Genomic DNA, 18,297 nt, shown 5'->3' on the forward strand with positions numbered 1-18,297 from the left:
CACTCTGGGGCACGCGCCGGCCGGCGGCGGTAAATTGAGAAGCCATGACCGGTCTCGATGACGTGGCCCTGCGTATTTCCGATGCGGACCGCAACGGCACGCTGCGTCGCCTGCACAACGCCGTCTCGCTCGGGCTGATCGACATCGGCGAATTCGAGGAGCGTGCCGCCCAGGTGTCGCAGGCGCGGATGCGCTCAGAACTCGACACGCTGATCGGAGACCTGCCGGGACCGCGGGCGATAGTCAGCTCGGCGGCCGACCGGGTCGAACTGCGTGGCTGGGCCGGCTCGCTCAAGCGGCACGGGGAGTGGATCGTGCCGACCCGGCTGGCCCTGGTGCGCCGCCTGGGCTCGGTGGACCTCGATCTCACCAGGGCGCGGTTCGCCGGGCCGGTGGTCGTCATCGAACTCGACATGCGATTCGGTTCGGTCGCGATCCGGTTGCCCGACGGCGCGAGCGCCTCCATCGACGACGTCGAGGTCTACTTCGGCAGCGCCAAGGACCATCGCAGGGACGCCCCCGCCGAGGGCACGCCGCATGTGGTGCTGGCCGGACGCGTGGTGTGCGGCTCCGTGGACATCAAGGGCCCCCAGCGCAAGCTGCGCTGGCGGCGCTGAACAGCTCCGTTAAGCTGGCGTGATGGCCGTCCGTACCCCGCTTTCCCCCGGTGTGGTGTCCCCGACGCTACCGGTGCCCAAGTCGATCCCGCGGCCGGAATACGTCGGCAGATCCACCGTCGCCGAGGGCAGCGAGCCGTGGGTGCAGACACCCGAGGTGATCGAGAAGATGCGGGTGGCTGGCCGGATCGCCGCGGGCGCGCTGGCCGCGGCGGGCAGTGCCGTCGCCCCCGGGGTGACCACCGACGCGCTGGACCGCATCGCCCACGACTACATGGTTGACCACGGCGCCTACCCCTCCACGCTGGGCTACAAGGGCTTTCCCAAGTCGTGTTGCACCTCCCTCAACGAGGTCATCTGCCACGGCATCCCGGACTCGACGGTGATCGCCGACGGGGACATCGTCAACATCGACGTCACCGCCTACATCGACGGTGTGCACGGCGACACCAACGCCACCTTTCTGGCCGGGGAGGTCTCCGAGGAGCACCGCCTGCTGGTCGAGCGCACCCGGGAAGCCACGATGCGCGCGATCAAGGCGGTCAAACCGGGCCGGGCGCTGTCGGTGATCGGCCGGGTCATCGAGGCGTACGCGAATCGGTTCGGCTACAACGTGGTCCGCGACTTCACCGGTCATGGGATCGGCACCACCTTCCACAACGGACTGGTGGTGCTGCACTACGACCAGCCCGAGGTGGACACGGTCATCGAACCGGGCATGACGTTCACCATCGAACCGATGATCAATCTCGGGACGTTGGACTACGAGATCTGGGATGACGACTGGACGGTGGTCACCAGCGACGGGCAGTGGACCGCGCAGTTCGAGCACACCTTGGTGGTCACCGATGACGGGGCCGAGATCCTGACACTTCCGTGACGTCACCGCCGTTTCTGTTGAGCTGCTGAAGGCCTGTCAAAATCGCCCCATGTGGCCCCGCTGGCGGTAGCGTTGCGAAAATGCCGGGCACGATGATGACCATCGACGGGTTTCCGATCCCGATCGATGTCGCCGGCCCGCACAACGGGCCGGTCGTGGTCATGCTCGCGGCCGCCCAACACCCGCTGACCGCCTACGAGGCGGTCTGTCAACGGCTGCATACCGCGTCGTTGCGCACCATCGTGATCGGCGCCGACTCGCGACTGACACCCAAGGCCGTGGTGGGCATCCTGGATTCGCTGGGAGTCCAATGCGGGGTGCTGGTGGGCGACCGCAGTGGCGGTGACAACGCCTGGGAGCTCGCGGCCACCCGCCCGGACCGGTTCACCGGCTTGGTGGTACTCGACCGGGGACATCCGCGGGCACCTGATCTGGGCGGGTCGATCCGCGACGAACGCTGCCCGCCGGTCGAGATCAACACCACCGTGCTGGTCAGTTCCCGCGCCGCCGCTTCGGTGGCCGAAGCCAGCCAGCGGTTCGTCTACGGCGAACACCGGCTGGTGATGCTTCCCGGGCGCCGCAGCGCCCAAGAGTTCACCGCGCAACTCGCGATGGAGATCGTGTTGCGGGCCAGTACCTGGTAGGGGCTGGCGACAAGAGTAAGTTCGGCATCGCCGTGCGGCATAGCGGGCCGCCGCGTTCAGAAAAATCGAATAGCACAAATCGGGGGGTAAGAAGTGTTGTCGTGGGGGCATTCGATACCGGCACTGCTGCGCGAACGGGCTCAGCAATGGCCGGACCGGTCGGCGTTCACCTACATCGACTACGACGTCGATCAAGCGGGCTACGCAGAGACCCTGACGTGGCCGCAAATCCTGCGGCGCACCGAGTCGGTCGCCGTCGAGGTGGCCGCGGTGGCCTCGCCGGGCGACCGCGTCGCGTTGCTGGCACCGCAGGGCCTGGAATACATCGCCGCCTTCTTCGGCGCGATGGAGGCCGGCTGCATCGTGGTCCCGCTACCGGTGCCGGCGTTCGGCAGCCGCGACGAACGCGTCACCGCGGCGCTGAAGGACTGCGCCCCGGCCGCGGTGCTGACCACATCGGCCGTGGCCGGTGACATCAACACCTGCGTGAGCGCCGTCGGGGGCAACCCGCCGGCGATCATCGAGGTGGATCTGCTCGACCTCGACTCGCCGGCCGGCTGGAACGGTGCCGGCGCGCTGACCACCAAGACTGCGCTGCTGCAGTACACCTCCGGTTCGACCGGCTCACCGCGCGGCGTGGTGGTCTCGCACCGCAACGTGTTCGCCAACATCGAGCAGGTGATGGCCGACTACTTCGGCGACGACGGCGGGGCCCCGCCGCTCGACACCACCCTGGTCTCGTGGCTGCCGTTCTACCACGACATGGGCTTGTTGCTCGGCGTCATGGGCGCCGTCACGTTGGGCCGTCCCTCGGTGATCATGAGCCCGATCGCCTTCCTGCAGAAGCCGGCCCGGTGGATGCAGCAGCTCGCCGGCAACCCCTGTTCGTTCACCGCCGGGCCGAACTTCGCGTTCGAGCTGGCCGCGCGACGCACGACCGACGACGACATGGCCGGACTCGACCTCGGCGGGGTGCACACCATCCTGTCCGGCAGCGAGCGTATCCACGCGGCGACGATCCGTCGCTTCACCGAGCGATTCGCCCGCTTCAACCTGCCGCCCAACGCCCTGGCACCCTCCTACGGGCTGGCCGAGGCGATGGTCTACGTGGCATCGGCGCCGCGCACGAATCGGCCGGTGACGGTCCGGCTCGACTACGAGAAACTGGTGGCCGGCACCGCCCAAGTCAGCCCCGCCGGCGCCGACCTGGTCAGCATCGGTGCCCCACGCGCCTGCACGGTGCGGATCGTCGACCCCGACACCCGTACCGAGAACCCCGCGGGCAAGGTGGGCGAGATCTGGATCCACGGGCCCAACGTCGCCAGCGGCTACTGGCACAACCCGGAGGCGACCGAACGTACCTTCGGGGGGCGGCTCGACGTTCCGACCCCGGGCACCCCGACGGGACCCTGGTTGCGCACCGGCGACCTCGGCGTCATTCACGAGGACGAACTGCTGGTCGTCGGCCGCATCAAGGACATGTTGATCGTCGACGGCCGCAACCACTACCCCGACGACATCGAGGCGACGGTGCAGGAGCTCACCGGCGGCCGGGTGGCTGCCGTCCCGGTCAGCCGGGACGGCCGCGAGCAGCTGGTCGTCATCGCCGAAATCAAAAGCCGGGGAAATCCCGGCGAGGAATCTCAGCGGATGCAGACCTTGAAACGGCAAGTGGCGGCGGAAGTGTCGCGATTGCACGGGGTGCGGGTGGCCGATCTGGTGCTGGTGGCACCCGGCTCGTTACCGATCACCACCAGCGGCAAGATCCGCCGATCGACCTGTGCCGACTGCTACCGGTCCCAGCAATTCCGTCGGCTGGAGGCCATCGGCTGACGGTGGGCGGGTAGCCTGACAGCACTCAACTGTCAGGGGGATCGTCGTCGGCGAAGGAGCACTATGACCCGGCCAGCGATGCTGTCCCAGATCGAGCTGCAGCAACTGGTCGGGTCCGGCGACATCGACACCGTTGTGGTGGCGTTCACCGACATGCAGGGCCGGCTGGTCGGCAAGCGGGTCGCGGCGCAGCACTTTCTCGACGAGGTCGCCGGCCACGGCGTGGAGTGCTGCAGCTACCTGCTGGCGGTCGACGTCGAGATGAACACCGTTCCCGGCTACCCGATCGCCGACTGGGGCACCGGCTACGGCGATCTGGTGCTGCGACCGGACTTCGCGACGCTGCGGCGCATCCCGTGGCTGCCCGGCACCGCCCACGTGCTCGCCGATGCCTACTGGCCCGATGGCAGCCAGGTCGCGGTGTCGCCCCGCCAGATCCTGGCCGCTCAGCTCGCCCGGTTGGCCGAACGCGAGCTGGTCGCCTACGCCGCAACGGAACTGGAGTTCCTGGTCTTCGACGACAGCTACCGGCAGGCATGGGCCGCCGGCTATCGCGGCCTGACAGCGGCGACCGACTACAACGCGGACTACGGCCTGGTCGCCGGTGCCCGGCTGGAACCGCTGCTGCGTGACATCCGGTTGGGCATGGCCGGCGCCGGAATGCGCTGCGAGGGCGTCAAGGGAGAGTGCCACACCGGCCAGCAGGAGATCACTTTCCGATACGAGGAGGCGCTGGTCGCCTGCGACAACCACAGCGTCTACAAGAGCGGCGCCAAGGAGATCGCCGACCAGCACGGCAAGAGCCTGACGTTCATGGCCAAATTCGACGAACGCGAAGGCAACAGCTGCCATGTGCACCTGTCGCTGCGCAGCGCCGACGGCGAGGCGGTGTTCGCCGATCCGACGTCACCGCACGGCATGTCGGGGTTGTTCGGCAGCTTCCTGGCCGGTGTGCTGGCCACCTTGTCCGAGCTGACGTTGTGCTACGCGCCGAACATCAACTCCTACAAACGATTCGTCGGCGGCAGCTTCGCTCCCACGGTGATCGGCTGGGGTCTGGACAACCGCACCTGCGCATTGCGGGTGATCGGCCGCGGCGACTCGCTGCGGATGGAGTGCCGGGTCCCCGGCGGCGACGTGAACCCCTACCTGGCGGTGGCGGCGCTGATCGCGGGCGGCCTGCACGGGATCGACAACGACCTGGAATTGCCCGACCCGGTCGACGGTGACGCCTACCACGCCGGGTTACCGCACCTGCCGTCGACGCTGGCCGAGGCCGCCGAGGGGTTCGCCAAATCGGCAGTGGCGCGCAAGGCCTTTGGTGACGACGTGGTCGAGCATTACCTGCACGGCGCCCGGGTGGAGTTGGACGCCTTCCGCACCGCGGTGACCGACTGGGAAAGGGTTCGGGGCTTTGAGAGGTTCTGAACCGCCTGAACCAGCCGGCCCGGTGGTCGGCCTGACCAGCTACCTCGACCGGGCGCAGTTCGGGGTGTGGGATGTGCGGGCGGGGCTGCTGCCCGCCGATTACCTCGAGGGCATCACCGCCGCCGGCGGTATCGCGGTGCTGCTGCCGCCGCAGCCGGTGACGCCCGAGGTCGCCGCACGGGTGCTCGACGGTCTTTCCGGCCTGGTGATCACCGGCGGCAGGGATCTCGACCCCGCCGGTTACGGCCAGCCGCCGCACGCCGAGACCGATCGGCCCGACCCCCGGCGGGACGCCTGGGAGTTTGCGCTGCTGGCCGAGGCGCTGCGGCGCGGGCTGCCGGTGCTGGGTATCTGCCGCGGCGCCCAGGTGCTCAATGTCGCGCTCGGCGGCACGCTGCACCAGCATCTGCCCGACGTGCTCGGCAACAACGCGCACCGGGCCGGCAACGGCGTGTTCACCCCGATGCCGGCGCGCACCGTGGCGGGCACCCGACTGGCCGAGCTGCTGGGCGAGACCTGCCAGGTGCAGTGCTACCACCACCAGGCGATCGCCGAGTTGGGGGACAAGCTGGTGGTCAGCGCGCGCGATGACGACGGTGTCATCGAGGCGATCGAGCTTCCCGGGGCGGACTTCGTGCTCGCGGTCCAGTGGCATCCGGAAGCGTCGCTGGATGATCTGCGGCTGTTCACCGCGATCGTGGACGCGGCGCGCCACTATGCGGCGGCGCGGGTGAGGCGATGACGACACACGACCTCATCGACCCGGCCACCGGGGCGGTGTTCACTACCGTCGAGCATGTCGATACCGCGGCCGTCGACGACGCGGTGCGCCGGGCGCAGGCAGCGCAGCAGCGGTGGGCGCGACTGGCGCCGGCTGACCGCGCCGCAGCGCTGCGCGCCTTCGCCGCGGCAGTCGACGCCCACGTCGACGAGCTGGCCGCCCTCGAGGTGAGCAACGCCGGCCATCCGGTGTCGGCCGCCGAATGGGAGGCCGGGCATGTCCGCGACGTGCTGCAGTTCTACGCGGCCAGCCCGGAACGGTTGTCCGGTCAGCAGATACCGGTGGCCGGCGGGCTGGACGTCACCTTCCACGAGCCGCTCGGCGTGGTCGGCATCATCACACCCTGGAACTTTCCGATGCCGATCGCGGCGTGGGGGTTCGCCCCGGCGCTGGCCGCCGGCAACGCGGTGCTGATCAAGCCCGCCGAGTGGACCCCGCTGACCACGATCAGGTTGGCGGAGTTGGCCGTTCACGCCGGCTTGGACCCCGATCTGCTGCAGGTGCTGCCCGGACCCGGCGCCGAGGTGGGGGAGCGCCTGGTCACCCACCCGGGTGTGGCCAAGATCGTGTTCACCGGTTCCACCGTCACCGGCACCCGGGTGCTGGCGGCCGCGGCCCCGGGCGTCAAACGGGTCACGCTGGAGTTGGGCGGCAAGAGCGCCAACATCGTGTTCGCCGACTGCGACCTGGAGCAGGCGGCGGCCACCGCGCCCTACGGGGTGTTCGACAACGCCGGGCAGGACTGCTGCGCCCGCAGCCGGATCCTGGTGCAGGCAAGTGTTTACGACCGTTTCATGGAGCTGCTCGAGCCCGCGGTCGCCGGTGTCGTGGTGGGCGACCCCGCCTCGCGTGACACCGAGATGGGCCCGCTGGTCTCGCGACCGCACTGGGAGAAGGTGGCCTCCTACGTTCCCGACGACGCACCGGTCGCCTTCCGCGGCCGGGCGCCCGACGGCCCGGGATTCTGGTTCCCGCCGACGGTGCTGACCCCCGCACGTGATGACCGCTGCGTCACCGAGGAGATCTTCGGCCCGGTGGTGACGGTACTGCCGTTCGAGGATGAAGCCGACGCGGTGGCGCTGGCCAACGACACCGTCTACGGGCTGTCGGGTTCGATCTGGACCGACGACCTGTCGAGGGCGCTGCGGATGTCGCGCGCGGTGGACGCCGGCAATCTGTCGGTGAATTCGCACTCGTCGGTGCGGTTCAACACCCCGTTCGGGGGTTTCAAACAATCGGGATTGGGCCGGGAGCTGGGGCCGGACGCCCCGCTGGCCTTCACCGACACCAAGAACGTGTTCATCGCAGTGAAGGAGATGTGAGTGACCGACCTGACCCAACGCCTGGCCGGGCGCGTCGCCGTGGTGACCGGTGCCGGCGGCGGAATCGGCCTTGCGGCCGCCCGGCGGATGCGCTCCGAGGGCGCCCGCATCGTGGTCGGTGACCTCGACCCCTCGGCGGGTGCCGCGGTCGCCGAAGAACTGGACGGTCTGTTCATCCCGGTCGACGTCTCCGACCAGGAGCAGGTCGACGCGCTGTTCGACACCGCGGCGCAGACCTTCGGCTCCGTCGACATCGCCTTCAACAACGCCGGCATCTCGCCGCCGGACGACGACCTGATCGAAACCACCGAATTGCCGGCCTGGCAACGTGTTCAGGACGTGAACCTGAAATCGGTCTACCTGTGCTGCCGGGCTGCGCTGCGGCACATGGCGCCGGCCGGACGCGGCTCGATCATCAATACCGCATCGTTCGTGGCGGTGATGGGTTCGGCCACCTCGCAGATTTCCTACACGGCTTCCAAGGGCGGCGTGCTGGCCATGTCGCGGGAGCTCGGCGTGCAGTACGCCCGCCAGGGCATCCGGGTCAACGCACTGTGCCCCGGACCGGTGAACACTCCACTGCTGCAGGAGTTGTTCGCCGCCGACCCGGAGCGCGCGGCGCGCCGGCTGGTGCACGTTCCGGTGGGCCGGTTCGCCGAGCCGGAGGAGATCGCCGCCGCGGTGGCATTCCTGGCCAGCGACGACGCCTCGTTCATCACCGGTTCGACCTTCCTGGTCGACGGCGGCATCAGCTCGGCCTACGTCACTCCGCTGTAGGAGCCCGCGGCGCGCCTGTCAGAACCACTCCGGACGCATCTGAATCGTGGTGCGGTCCAGGCTTTCCAGCAGGTCGAGCTGCGGTCCGGTTCGGGGTAGTTCATAGCGGAAGAAGTACCGGGCGGCCTGGCGCTTACCGTCATAGAAGTCCCCGCTGCGATCGGCGACGGCCAGCAGTTGTTCCAGCCACATCCAGGCGATCACCACATGGCCGAACACCTCCAGATAGATCGCACTGTTGGCCATCGCGGCGTCGATGTCGCCGGCGGCGAACATGCCGGCGGTGACATCGACCAGCCGCTGGATAGCCGCATCGAGTCGATCCGCGAGGTCAGCCGATTCGGCGCCGGCCCGGCGGGCGGCGGTGATGGTGTCGGTCATGACCCGGTGCAGGGCGGCCAGACTGGCTCCATCGCGTTGAACCACCTTGCGTCCCAACAGGTCCAGGCTCTGGATACCGTGGGTGCCCTCGTGGATCGGGTTGAGCCGGTTGTCCCGGTAGTGCTGTTCGACGTCGTACTCGCGGGTGTAGCCGTAGCCGCCGTGCACCTGGATGGCCAGGTCGTTGGCGGCCAGACACCACTGCGACGGCCAGCTCTTGGCGATCGGGGTGAGGATGTCCAGCAGCGCGGTGGCCTGCTCGAGTTCCTGATCGGATTCTGCGGTGTGGGAGATGTCGACCAGCCGCGCGCAGTACAGCGCCAACGCCAACGCGCCCTCGACATAGGACTTCTGCGCCAGCAGCATCCGTTTGACGTCGGCATGCTCGACGATCGGAATCTGCGGCGTCGCCGGGTCTTTCGCCGTCACCGGGCGGCCCTGCGGCCGGTCCCGGGCGTGGTCGAGCGACTTGAGGTAGCCGGTGTAGCCGAGCGCGATCGCACCCATGCCCACACCCAGCCGGGCTTCGTTCATCATGTGGAACATGTAGGTCAGGCCGCGGTGCTGCTCACCGACGAGGTAGCCGACCGCGCCCGATTCGCCGCCGGGCCGGTGGCCGCCCTCGCCGAAGTTGAGCACGGTGTTGGTGATTCCGCGATAGCCCATCTTGTGGTTGAGCCCGGCCAGCACCACATCGTTGCGCTCACCCAGCGTGCCGTCGGGATTCACCAGATACTTCGGCACGATGAACAGCGAGATCCCCTTGGTGCCCGCCGGACCGCCGGGGATCTTGGCCAACACCAGGTGGACGATGTTTTCGGTCAGTTCGTGTTCCCCACCGGAGATCCACATCTTCGACCCGAACAGCCGAAATGTGCCGTCGGCGCGCGGTTCCGCGCGGGTGGTGATATCGGCCAGCGACGACCCGGCCTGGGTCTCCGACAAGCACATGGTCCCGAAAAAGCGGCCGGCGAGCATGGGTTTGACGAAGGCGGCGAGCTGTTCTTCGCTGCCGAACTTGGCGAGCAGGTTTGCGTTCGCCATGGTCAGCATCGGGTAGCCCGCGGTGCTGACGTTGGCGGCGAATAACCAGGCGAACCCGGCCTGGGCCACCGTCGCCGGCAGTTGCGCACCACCGAGGTCATAATCCATGGCCATGCCGATCAGCTCAGCGTCGGCGCAGGCGGCCAGTGCCTCCTTGACCTCCCCGATGATGGTGACTTTCGTCCCGTCGAAGGTGGGTTCGTGGGCGTCGCTCTTCTTGTTGTGCGGGGCGAAATAGCGGGTCGCCAGCTGTTGGCACAGATCCAGCGTGTCGGAGAAGGTCTCTCGGGAGTGCTCGGCGAACCGGCCACGGCGGGTCAGCTCCTCGATCCGCAGCCAGTCGAAGAGCAGAAAATCCAGGTCGGGGCGGGACAGCAGGGTGGACTTCATCGCTCTCTCCTATCGGCGCACCGGGGCTCATTGAAGGCCGAGCAGCGCGTTCTCGACGACCTCCGGCAGTGCCGGGTGGATCCAGTATTGGCCGCGGGCCATATCTGCCGCGGTCAGCCCGAAGCTCATGGCCTGGATCAACGGCTGGACGATCGACGATGCCTGATGGCCCATGATGTGCGCACCGAGTAGCCGCCCGGTGCCGCGTTCGGCGATCAGTTTGACGAACCCGGTGGTGTCCTCCATGGCCCAGCCGTAGGCGACGTCGCCGTAGTCCTGGATCTTCACCGAGATGTCGAGTCCCTTTGCCCGCGCTTGGCTCTCGGTCAATCCGACGGCGGCGATCTGCGGGTCGGTGAACACCGCGAACGGCACGTAACGGTGATCGGTGATCCGCATCGCGTCGACGTCGTCCCAGTCGCACAGCAGGTTGTGCTGTACCACCCGGGCCTCGTGGTTGGCGACGTGTTTGAGCTCATACGGGGAGGAGACATCGCCGAGCGCGAAAACACCGCGCGCCGTGGTTCGTTGGTACTTGTCAACCACCACCCGGCCGCCGGCAATGTCGATGCCGGCCTGCCCGGCCTCCAACAGATCGCCGTTGGGAACCCGGCCGGTGGCCACCAGCAGCGCATCGGCCCGCAGGATCGACCCGTCATCGAGTTCCAGAATGACGCCGGTGTGGGCGGGTGTTTGCTGCCGGGCGGCGACCACGTTGCGCTGCGAGCGCACCTCCCACTTGCCCGCGGCCATCCGGGTGAACCGCTCGGCGACGGTCTCATCGCAGTGCCGCAGCAACGTCGAGCCGCGGATCACCACCGTGACCCGGACACCCAAGGCGGAGAAGACGTGCGCGAATTCGGCGGCGATGAAACCACCGCCGATGATCACCAGGTGCTCGGGCAACTCGGCCATCCGCATCACGTCATCGCTGGTGTAGTAGTGCACCCCGCTGTCGGCGATCACCGGCGGAATCCACGACCGCGCGCCGGCGGCGATCACCACCTGCGCGGCGCTGAACTGCTCGCCGCCGGCGGTGGCCAGCACGTATCCGCCATCGGAACCGACCGGGGCGAACCTGGTGTGCTGGTCGTAGACGTCGACGTTCGGCAGGCTGCGGCGATACTGCTCGCCGCCGGCGGCGATCGGGTCGATGCGGCCGAAGACGCGCGAGACGATGTCGGGCCAGCGGACCTTCTCGATGCGGGCGTCCACTCCGTAGCGCGCCGCCTGGGTCACCGTCGCGGCGACCTCGGCGGCGTAGACGAACATCTTCGTCGGGATGCACCCCACGTTCAGGCAGGTGCCGCCGAAGGTGCCCTGCTCGCAGATCGCCACCCGCTTGTCGGCGTAACGCTCGTCGAGAATGCTGTTGCCCGAACCGGTTCCGATGATCGCCAGATCGTAGCTTTCCATGGCGTCAGCCTAAACCGTGTGGGCGATACGCTCAGTGGCGTGTCCACATCGGATCAGACCGACATCGCGCTGATCGGTGCGGGCATCATGAGTGCCACGCTGGGGGCGATACTGCGCCGGCTGGAGCCGGGCGCCTCGATCACCGTGATCGAGCGGCTGGACACCGCCGCTGCCGAGAGCACCGACGCGTGGAACAACGCCGGCACCGGCCATGCCGGCCTGTGCGAGCTGTTCTACGCGCCGGAGAAGGCGATCCGCGTCAACGAGCAATTCCAGGTGACCCGCCAGTTCTGGGCCTACGCGGTGCAACATGGGCTGCTCGGCCAGCCGCGTGACTTCGTGCACCCGGTCCCGCACGTCAGCTTCGTCCACGGCGCCGACGGCGTCGATCAGCTGCGTCGCCGCCACCGCGCGCTGGCCGGAAACCCGCTGTTCGCCGGAGCCGAGTTCATCACCGACTTCGATGAGTTCGCGGCGCGGCTGCCGCTGATGGCGGCCGGCCGGAATCCCGGCGAGCCGGTGGCGCTGGACTGGTCGCCCCACGGCACCGACGTCGACTTCGGTGCGCTGTCCCGGCAACTGATCGGCTACGGCGTGCGCCACGGCACCGAGACGCTGTTCGGCCACGAGGTGCGCGCGATCCGCCGAGAACCCGACGGTGGCTGGATGCTGGGCCTCATTGACCGCCACAGCGGCGAAAGACGCGGGCTGCGAGCCAAATTCGTCTTCGTCGGGGCGGGCGGAGCCACGCTGGGACTGCTGCAGCGCTCGGGCATCTGCGAGATCCGTGGCTTCGGCGGATTCCCGATCGGCGGGGCGTTCCTGCGCAGCGGGGTCGCGGAGCTGGTCGCCGCCCACCGCGCCAAGGTGTACGGCACCCCGGCGCCCGGCGCGCCCGCGACGACGGCCCCGCACCTGGACGTCAGGGTGGTCGACGGTGCCCGGTGGCTGCTGTTCGGGCCGTTCGCGGGCTGGTCGCCGAGATTCCTCAAGCACGGCCGGGCCACGGATCTGCCCCGATCGCTTCGCGTGGACAACGCCGCGTCACTGCTGGGCGCGGGGATCCGGGAGCGGAAACTGGTCGGCTACCTCCTCGGTCAACTGCGGCGAGGCCCCGCCGCGCGGCCGGCTGCGCTGCGCGACTTCGTCCCGGATGCCCTCGATGGGGACTGGTCACCGATCCGGGCCGGCCAGCGGGTGCAGGTGATCCGCCGTGGCCGTCTGGAGTTCGACACCACGATCGTGCATGCCGCCGACGGCAGCATCGCGGGCCTGCTGGGCGCCTCGCCGGGAGCGTCGACCGCGGTGCCGGCCATGCTGGACGTGCTGGCGCGCTGCTTCCCGAGCCGGTTCGCGGGCTGGCTGCCGACGTTGAAGGAGATGGTCCCGTCGCTGGGCGTGCGGCTCGCCGAAGAGCCCGCCCTGTTCGAGCAGGTGTGGGAGTGGGGGACCCGACAGCTTGCGTTGCATCCGGCCTCCGACGGCCAGCCTTAGAGTTATCGCGTGACCGAGAACCCATATCTGGTCGGGCTGCGGCTGGCCGGACGCAAGGTCGTGGTGGTGGGCGCCGGAGGCGTCGCACAGCGGCGGCTGCCGTTGTTGGTGGACAGCGGCGCCCAGGTGGTGGTGATCGCACCCGGCGCGACCCCGTCGGTCGAGGCACTGGGGGAGCGCAAGCCCGGCATCACGCTGGTGTCGCGCGCGTACCGGGATGGAGATCTCACCGACGCCTGGTATGCGATTGCGGCCACCGATGACCCGGATGTCAACGCCGCCGTGGTCGCCGAGGCCGACCGTCGCCGGATCTTCTGTGTGCGCGCTGATCTCGCCGTCGAGGGATCGGCGGTCACCCCGGCCAGCTTCAGTTACGCCGGCCTGTCGGTGGGGGTGCTGGCCGGCGGCGAGCACAGTCGGTCGGCGGCGATCCGTTCGGCGATCCGGGAGGCGTTGCAGTCCGGTCTGATCGCCCTGGACATCGAGGCGACCTCCGACGTGGTCCGCGGCGGCGTGGCCCTGGTCGGCGGTGGCCCCGGCGATCCGGAACTGATCACGGTGCGCGGCCGGCGCATGCTGTCGCACGCCGACGTCGTGGTGGCCGACCGGCTCGCGCCGCCCGAACTGCTCGCCGAACTGCCGCCGCACGTCGAAGTCATCGACGCTGCCAAGATCCCCTACGGCCGGGCGATGGCCCAAGACGCCATCAACGGGCTGATGATCGAACGCGCCGCGGCCGGCAAGTTCGTGGTGCGACTCAAGGGCGGCGACCCGTTCGTGTTCGCGCGCGGCTACGAAGAAGTCCTGGCCTGCACCGACGCCGGGATTCCGGTGACGGTGGTGCCGGGTGTGACCAGTGCCATAGCGGTGCCGGCGCAGGCTGGCGTCCCGGTCACGCACCGGGCGGTGAACCACGAATTCGTGGTGGTCAGCGGCCATATCGCCCCCGATGACCCGGAATCGTTAGTGAATTGGGATGCACTGGCCGCGATGCGCGGCACCATCGTGTTGCTGATGGCCGTCGAACGTATCGAGCAGTTCAGCGCGGTACTGCAAAAAGGCGGCCGACCTGCGGATACACCGGTGCTGGTGGTTCAGCACGGGACCACTCCCGCCCAGCACACGCTCCGAGCCACGCTGGCCGACGCGCCCGAGAAGATCCGCGCGGAGGGCATCCGACCTCCTGCGATCGTCGTTATCGGGGCAGTCGCGGGCTTCGGGGTTTAAACATCTCTTAATATTACTGTAGGGTAGCCCGTTATGACTGCTCTCGACGATGCAGGCCGGGCGGCCACGCAGTGGCCGGCAGACGCCACCGGAGCGGCTTCCCCGACTCGTCAGGGCTCGGAATTCGTCAGCCGCACGAGCAGGTATATGTCATCCATGCTGCCCTCTCGTCGTTTCATCTACGCCGTGATCGCCATCGGGGGCATGCAACTGCTGGCCACGATGGACAGCACCATCGCGATCGTCGCGCTTCCCAAGATCCAGAACGACCTCGGTCTGTCCGATGCCGGCCGCGGCTGGGTGATCAGTGCCTACGTGCTGACCTTCGGCGGCCTGATGCTGCTCGGTGGTCGGCTCGGCGACACCATCGGCCGCAAACGCACCTTCATCAGCGGCGTCGCGCTGTTCACCATCGCCTCGGTGCTGTGCGCGGCGGCCTGGGACGCCCCCACGCTGGTGATCGCCCGGCTGCTGCAGGGCGTCGGTTCGGCCATCGCCTCGCCCACCGCGCTGGCGCTGATCGCCACCACGTTTCCGAAGGGGCCGGCCCGCAACGCCGCCACCGCGGTGTTCGGCGCCATGACCGCCGTCGGCTCGGTGATGGGTCTGGTGGCCGGCGGTGCACTGACCGAGGTGTCGTGGCGGCTGGCGTTCGGGATCAACGTGCCGATCGGCCTGCTGATGATCTACCTGGCCCGGACTGCGCTGACCGAGACCCAGCGCGAGCGCATGAAGCTGGATGCCGCCGGGGCGCTGTTGGCGACGCTGGGTTGCACCGCCGCGGTGTTCGCGTTCACGATCGGTCCCGAGAAGGGCTGGATCTCGGCGGTCACCATCGGCTCGGGGGTGGTGGCGGTAGTCGCGCTGTTGGCCTTCGCGCTGGTGGAACGCACCGCGGAGAACCCGGTGGTGCCGTTCAGCCTGTTCCGGGACCGCAACCGGTTGCTCACCTTCGCGGCCATTTTCCTGGCGGGCGGGGTGTTGTTCACCTTGACCGTGACCATCGGGCTGTACGTGCAGGATCTGATGGGCTATTCCGCGTTGCGCGCCGGCGTCGGGTTCATCCCGTTCGTCATCGGGCTGGGCGTCGGCCTCGGGGTGTCGTCGCAGCTGGTCCGGTTGTTCCCGCCCCGGGTGCTGGTGATCGCCGGTGGCGTGGTGTTGCTGGGCGCGATGGTCTACGGATCGACGATCGACCGGGACATTGCGTACTTCCCGAACTTCGTGACGTTGATCGTGCTCGGTGGACTCGGGATCGGCGTGATCGTGGTGCCGTTGACCCTGTCGGCGATCGCCGGCGTGGGCTTCGACCAGATCGGGCCGACCTCGGCGATCGCACTGATGCTGCAGAACCTCGGCGGCCCGATCGTGCTGGCGGTCGTCCAGGCCGTCATCACCTCGCGCACGCTGTATCTGGGCGGTACCAACATGCCGGTCAAGACCATGAACCCCACCCAGATCGCCGCGCTGGACGCCGGCTACACCTACGGGCTGCTGTGGGTGGCCGGGGTGGCCGTGCTGGTCGGCGCCATCTCGCTGCTGATCGGCTACTCGGCCAAGCAGGTCGCGCATGCCCAGGAGGCCCAGGACGCGTTCGGCGCGGGCAACCTGTAACTGCCGACGGACCGCCGTGAACAGGGTGCTTCCCGGAGCGCCCGCACCGCCAGAAGTTAGGCTCTCGGCCTGTGATCACCCGGATGTCCGAACTGTTCCTGCGCACGCTGCGCGACGACCCCGCCGATGCCGAAGTCCCCAGCCACAAGCTGCTGATCCGGGCCGGCTACATCCGGCCGATCGCGCCGGGCCTCTACAGCTGGCTGCCGCTGGGGTTGCGGGTCCTGCGCAACATCGAGAACGTGGTGCGCGAGGAGATGAACGGCATCGGCGGCCAAGAGATCCTGTTCCCGGCGCTGTTGCCGCGCGCACCGTATGAGACCACCAACCGCTGGACCGAGTACGGCGAGGGCCTGTTCCGGCTGAAGGACCGCCGCGACAACGACTACCTGCTCGGCCCCACCCACGAGGAACTGTTCACCCTGACGGTCAAGGGGGAGTACAGCTCCTACAAGGATTTCCCGGTGGTGCTCTACCAGATCCAGACCAAATACCGCGACGAGGCGCGGCCACGGGCGGGCATCCTGCGCGGCCGCGAGTTCGTGATGAAGGACTCCTACTCCTTCGACGTCGACGACGCCGGGCTGCAGGCCGCCTATGACGCGCACCGGGTCGCCTACCAGCGCATCTTCGACCGGCTGGGCGTGCGCTACGTGATCGTCTCGGCGGTCTCGGGCGCGATGGGCGGATCGGCCTCCGAGGAGTTCCTGGCCGAAAGCGAGGTCGGCGAGGACACCTTCGTTCGCTGCCCGGAGTCCGGCTACGCCGCCAACGTCGAGGCGGTGATCACCGCTCGCCCGCAGCCGCAGCCGATCGAGGGCCTGCCGGAGCCGGAAGTGCACGACACCGGCAACACCCCGACCATCGCCACATTGGTGGACTGGGCCAACAGCGCCGGACTGGGCCGCAGCGTCACCGCCGCCGACACGCTCAAGAACGTGCTGCTCAAGGTGCGGCTACCGGGCGGGGAATGGCATCTGCTGGGCATCGGGCTGCCCGGCGACCGCGAGGTCGACGAGAAGCGGCTGGGCGCGGCGCTCGACCCCGCCGAGTACGCCTGGGCGTCCGACGACGACTTCGCCGAACACCCGTTCCTGGTGAAGGGCTACATCGGCCCGAAAGCCCTGCAAGACAACGGTATCCGCTATCTGGTCGACCCCCGCGTGGTGGACGGCACCAGCTGGATCACCGGTGCCGACGCTCCCGGCAAGCACGTCGTCGGGTTGGTCGCCGGCCGTGACTTCACCGCCGACGGCACCATCGAAGCCGCCGAGGTCCGCGACGGTGACCCCTCCCCGGACGGGTCGGGCCCGCTGGTCAGTGCCCGCGGCATCGAGATCGCCCACATCTTCCAGCTGGGCCGTAAATACACCGACGCGTTCGCCGCCGACGTGCTCGGCGAGGACGGCCGGCCGGTGCGGCTGACGATGGGCTCCTACGGGGTCGGGGTGTCGCGGCTGGTCGCCGTCATCGCCGAACAACAGCACGACGAGCTGGGGCTGCGCTGGCCGGCGCAGGTCGCGCCGTTCGACGTGCACCTGGTGATCGCCAACAAGGACGAGGCCGCCCGCGCCGGCGCCACCGAGCTGGCCGCCGAGCTGGACCGGCTCGGTCTGGACGTGCTGTTCGATGACCGGCAGGCCTCGCCGGGGGTGAAGTTCAAGGACGCCGAACTGCTTGGTGTGCCGTGGATCGTGGTGCTGGGACGTGGCTGGGCCGACGGGGTCGTCGAACTGCGGGACCGCTTCTCCGGGCAGACCCGCGAGCTGTCGATCGACGCCGGGCTGGCCGGACAGGTCCTGGCGGCCGTCCGCGCCGAGGCCGGCTGACCGGGCGGTCGCCACCGGAAAAGTCGCGCCTCAGTCCTGGCCGCCGGGGAATGCCCGGGTGATCGGCCAGTTCCCCAACGCCCGGTTCCAGTGCGCGGCGAATACCGCACTTTGGCCCAGCGCGGTCGCGGCGAACTCGCGATCCGCAGGTTCGCGGGCCTGCTCGACGACCGCGCGCCAGGCGGTCGCGGTGTCGTTCTCCATCCGGACCGCCAGTCGCAGCGCGTCGTCAGAGGTGGTCAGCGGCATGGGCAACTGATACCCGGCGGCGGGTTGCGGGACCGGAACGGAGCGAGCGGCCAGCATGGCGATGGTGCGATCCCGGCGCTCGCGGTGCTGACGGATGGTGGGAACCACCAGGTCGTTGAGCTCCGGCAGCGAGTACGCCGACACCAGCCCGTAGCCGTAGACGACGCCGTACTCGGTGGCCAGCGCATCGCAGAGGGCGGCGTCGGGCGCGCTGAGCTGACTGGGCTCGGCCGAGGTCATGACTGCACCACCAATGCGACGGCGTAGGAGGCCGTGCAGGCCGCCGCGACGGAGGCAAGCAGCCCGGCGCGGTATCCCGTGGCGATGGTGGCCAAGCGGCCGGCGCTGTCGGCCGCCGCGCGCAGTGCGCT

Annotated in this window: 15 protein-coding genes; 12 read left to right on the top strand and 3 right to left on the bottom strand. The window is 68.9% G+C overall.

Features of this window, described 5'->3' with window-relative positions; translation table 11 throughout:
- The first annotated feature begins 44 nt into the window (after positions 1–44).
- The 8 genes from DQP56_RS08795 to DQP56_RS08830 all read left to right on the top strand — a co-directional run bounded on the left by DQP56_RS08795 (position 45) and on the right by DQP56_RS08830 (position 8,282).
- The gene (locus DQP56_RS08795) at positions 45–617 is read left to right on the top strand and encodes a DUF1707 SHOCT-like domain-containing protein (protein ID WP_112684570.1); all 573 of its coding nucleotides are present in this window, start codon (positions 45–47) and stop codon (positions 615–617) included.
- A 22-nt stretch (positions 618–639) separates the two neighbouring features.
- On the top strand, positions 640–1,497 hold the full coding sequence (gene map, locus DQP56_RS08800; RefSeq protein ID WP_112684571.1) for a type I methionyl aminopeptidase: 858 nt from the start codon (positions 640–642) through the stop codon (positions 1,495–1,497).
- Between the two features lie 80 nt (positions 1,498–1,577).
- Entirely contained in the window at positions 1,578–2,141 is a 564-nt protein-coding gene (locus DQP56_RS08805; RefSeq protein WP_112684572.1) for an alpha/beta fold hydrolase, read from the top strand.
- Between the two features lie 93 nt (positions 2,142–2,234).
- On the top strand, positions 2,235–3,974 hold the full coding sequence (locus tag DQP56_RS08810; protein ID WP_112684573.1) for an AMP-binding protein: 1,740 nt from the start codon (positions 2,235–2,237) through the stop codon (positions 3,972–3,974).
- A gap of 63 nt (positions 3,975–4,037) precedes the next feature.
- Positions 4,038–5,402: a glutamine synthetase family protein gene (locus DQP56_RS08815; RefSeq protein ID WP_112684574.1), complete on the top strand. Its 1,365-nt coding sequence runs from the start codon at positions 4,038–4,040 to the stop codon at positions 5,400–5,402.
- Entirely contained in the window at positions 5,389–6,144 is a 756-nt protein-coding gene (locus DQP56_RS08820) for a gamma-glutamyl-gamma-aminobutyrate hydrolase family protein (protein ID WP_286167726.1), read from the top strand. The genes DQP56_RS08815 and DQP56_RS08820 overlap by 14 nt, the downstream gene beginning before the upstream one ends.
- On the top strand, positions 6,141–7,505 hold the full coding sequence (locus tag DQP56_RS08825; RefSeq protein ID WP_112684576.1) for an aldehyde dehydrogenase family protein: 1,365 nt from the start codon (positions 6,141–6,143) through the stop codon (positions 7,503–7,505). Before DQP56_RS08820 ends, DQP56_RS08825 begins: the two co-directional genes overlap by 4 nt.
- Positions 7,506–8,282: a 3-oxoacyl-ACP reductase gene (locus DQP56_RS08830; protein ID WP_112684577.1), complete on the top strand. Its 777-nt coding sequence runs from the start codon at positions 7,506–7,508 to the stop codon at positions 8,280–8,282.
- Positions 8,283–8,300: 18 nt separating this feature from the next.
- Here the strand turns inward: DQP56_RS08830 and DQP56_RS08835 are convergent, their stop codons facing one another.
- Both DQP56_RS08835 and mtr read right to left on the bottom strand, forming a co-directional pair.
- Complete coding sequence (locus DQP56_RS08835) at positions 8,301–10,097, bottom strand: acyl-CoA dehydrogenase (protein ID WP_112684578.1); 1,797 nt, start codon at positions 10,095–10,097, stop codon at positions 8,301–8,303.
- A 27-nt stretch (positions 10,098–10,124) separates the two neighbouring features.
- The gene (gene mtr / locus DQP56_RS08840; RefSeq protein WP_112684579.1) at positions 10,125–11,513 is read right to left on the bottom strand and encodes a mycothione reductase; all 1,389 of its coding nucleotides are present in this window, start codon (positions 11,511–11,513) and stop codon (positions 10,125–10,127) included.
- 39 nt (positions 11,514–11,552) lie between these two features.
- On the opposite strand from mtr, the gene mqo reads away from it, so the two are divergent.
- The 4 genes from mqo to DQP56_RS08860 all read left to right on the top strand — a co-directional run bounded on the left by mqo (position 11,553) and on the right by DQP56_RS08860 (position 17,677).
- Positions 11,553–13,007: a malate dehydrogenase (quinone) gene (gene mqo, locus DQP56_RS08845; protein WP_112684580.1), complete on the top strand. Its 1,455-nt coding sequence runs from the start codon at positions 11,553–11,555 to the stop codon at positions 13,005–13,007.
- Positions 13,008–13,016: 9 nt separating this feature from the next.
- The gene (cobA, locus tag DQP56_RS08850; protein WP_112684581.1) at positions 13,017–14,234 is read left to right on the top strand and encodes a uroporphyrinogen-III C-methyltransferase; all 1,218 of its coding nucleotides are present in this window, start codon (positions 13,017–13,019) and stop codon (positions 14,232–14,234) included.
- 33 nt (positions 14,235–14,267) lie between these two features.
- A complete protein-coding gene (locus DQP56_RS08855; RefSeq protein ID WP_112684582.1) occupies positions 14,268–15,848 on the top strand; it encodes an MFS transporter in 1,581 nt (526 codons plus the stop codon).
- A 71-nt stretch (positions 15,849–15,919) separates the two neighbouring features.
- On the top strand, positions 15,920–17,677 hold the full coding sequence (locus tag DQP56_RS08860) for a proline--tRNA ligase (RefSeq protein WP_112684583.1): 1,758 nt from the start codon (positions 15,920–15,922) through the stop codon (positions 17,675–17,677).
- Between the two features lie 30 nt (positions 17,678–17,707).
- Here the strand turns inward: DQP56_RS08860 and DQP56_RS08865 are convergent, their stop codons facing one another.
- Positions 17,708–18,166 (bottom strand): ferritin-like domain-containing protein, encoded by a 459-nt coding sequence (locus DQP56_RS08865; RefSeq protein ID WP_112684584.1) that lies wholly within the window; start codon positions 18,164–18,166, stop codon positions 17,708–17,710.
- Positions 18,167–18,297 lie beyond the last annotated feature (131 nt).

It is taken from the genome of Mycolicibacter senuensis, from assembly GCF_003284925.1.
GTDB lineage: Bacteria > Actinomycetota > Actinomycetes > Mycobacteriales > Mycobacteriaceae > Mycobacterium > Mycobacterium algericum_A.

Coding starts and splice junctions, on each gene's coding strand:
- DQP56_RS08795 (WP_112684570.1), top strand. CDS start 45: ATGACCGGTCTCGATGACGTGGCCCTGCGTATTTCCGATGCGGACCGC.
- map (WP_112684571.1), top strand. CDS start 640: ATGGCCGTCCGTACCCCGCTTTCCCCCGGTGTGGTGTCCCCGACGCTA.
- DQP56_RS08805 (WP_112684572.1), top strand. CDS start 1,578: ATGCCGGGCACGATGATGACCATCGACGGGTTTCCGATCCCGATCGAT.
- DQP56_RS08815 (WP_112684574.1), top strand. CDS start 4,038: ATGACCCGGCCAGCGATGCTGTCCCAGATCGAGCTGCAGCAACTGGTC.
- DQP56_RS08825 (WP_112684576.1), top strand. CDS start 6,141: ATGACGACACACGACCTCATCGACCCGGCCACCGGGGCGGTGTTCACT.
- DQP56_RS08835 (WP_112684578.1), bottom strand. CDS start 10,097: ATGAAGTCCACCCTGCTGTCCCGCCCCGACCTGGATTTTCTGCTCTTC.
- mtr (WP_112684579.1), bottom strand. CDS start 11,513: ATGGAAAGCTACGATCTGGCGATCATCGGAACCGGTTCGGGCAACAGC.
- DQP56_RS08855 (WP_112684582.1), top strand. CDS start 14,268: ATGACTGCTCTCGACGATGCAGGCCGGGCGGCCACGCAGTGGCCGGCA.
- DQP56_RS08865 (WP_112684584.1), bottom strand. CDS start 18,166: ATGACCTCGGCCGAGCCCAGTCAGCTCAGCGCGCCCGACGCCGCCCTC.